Origin of the sequence: Mesorhizobium sp. M2A.F.Ca.ET.039.01.1.1, from assembly GCF_003998035.1 — a bacterium.
Lineage (GTDB): Bacteria > Pseudomonadota > Alphaproteobacteria > Rhizobiales > Rhizobiaceae > Mesorhizobium.
Map to the genome: position 1 here is coordinate 1 of NZ_RZRY01001216.1, position 1,143 is coordinate 1,143.

Genomic DNA, 1,143 nt, shown 5'->3' on the forward strand with positions numbered 1-1,143 from the left:
CCACATAGCTCACGACGATCGTCAGCACCGTCGTCACCGCCGAGACGATCATCGTGGTGCGCACCACCCGCCCGATCGCGGCGCTGCCGAACATCTCGACATAATTGCCGAAGCCGAAGGTCGGCTCGGTGAATGAGAGCGCCAGCACCTGAAGGATGGGGACCACGTAGAGACAGATCGTCAATAGCGCGGCCGGCACCGTCAGGCCGAAGGCCCAACGCTGGAAAGACGACATGGCGGCTATCCGGCCACCGGCCTGGAAGCCGGTGGCCGTCCCTGATCAGCGAGAGATGAAATCGAGGAACTTGTTCTGCAGCGCGGCTTCGTTGTCGGCGTAATACGCGGCCGAGATCTTCAAGCCTGTCTTGGCGTTCTCCGGCGCCAGCGAATAGACCGCCTTGTCGTCCTCGGTCATGAGAGCGAGCGCCTTGGGATTGGACGGGCCGTTCCCCATGATGCGCAGCAGGGTGATCTGGCCTTCCGGCTCCATCGACGAGTTGATGAAGTCGAACACCTTCTTGCCGGCGGGGTTGCCCTTCGGCACGGACCATGCGCTGGCAAACATCAGATTGTTGTTCCAGGTCCAGGTGAACTGGGGGTTCTCCTTGCGCAGCAGGTTGGCGCGGGTGTGCCAGATGTTGCCCATCACCACCTCGCCGTCGCGGAAGAGCTGCTGGCTCTGCGCACCCGACTCCCAGAAGATCAGGTTCGGCAGAAGCGGCTCCAGCTTCTTGAAGGCGCGGTCGACGTCGAGCGGGTAGATATCCTCGGCCTTGACGCCGTCGGCGAGCAGCACCGCCTCGAGCTGACCCTGGATCCATTTGCACATCGTGCGCTTGCCTGGGAATTTCTCGAGATCGAAGAAGTCGGCCCAACTGGCTGGCGCGGTCGAGAGCTTCTTGGAATCGTAGGCGAGCACGTTGGAATAGGTGTAGTTGCAGATGCCGAATTCGGCGGCGAGGCCGTCGCCGACCAGGCTCTTGTCGACGATCGAGTAGTCGATCGGTTCGACATAGCCACCCTTGCCGAGCACGAGCGCGTCGGTCATGCCGCCGTCGGTGGCGTCCCAGGTCACATTCTTGGAATCGACCATTGCGCGGATCGCGCCCGTCTCCGGGCCGGCGCCGTCGATCACGACTGGTA

General features: G+C 62.6%; 1 protein-coding gene and 1 pseudogene. Both read right to left on the bottom strand.

Annotation, left to right across the window (positions count from 1 at the left end):
* Positions 1-235, bottom strand: a pseudogene (locus EOA24_RS38740) (sugar ABC transporter permease); the annotation flags it as partial.
* Positions 236-280: 45 nt separating this feature from the next.
* Positions 281-1,143 (bottom strand): extracellular solute-binding protein (locus EOA24_RS38745; RefSeq protein WP_127410868.1); only part of this gene is annotated, 863 nt, incomplete at its 5' end.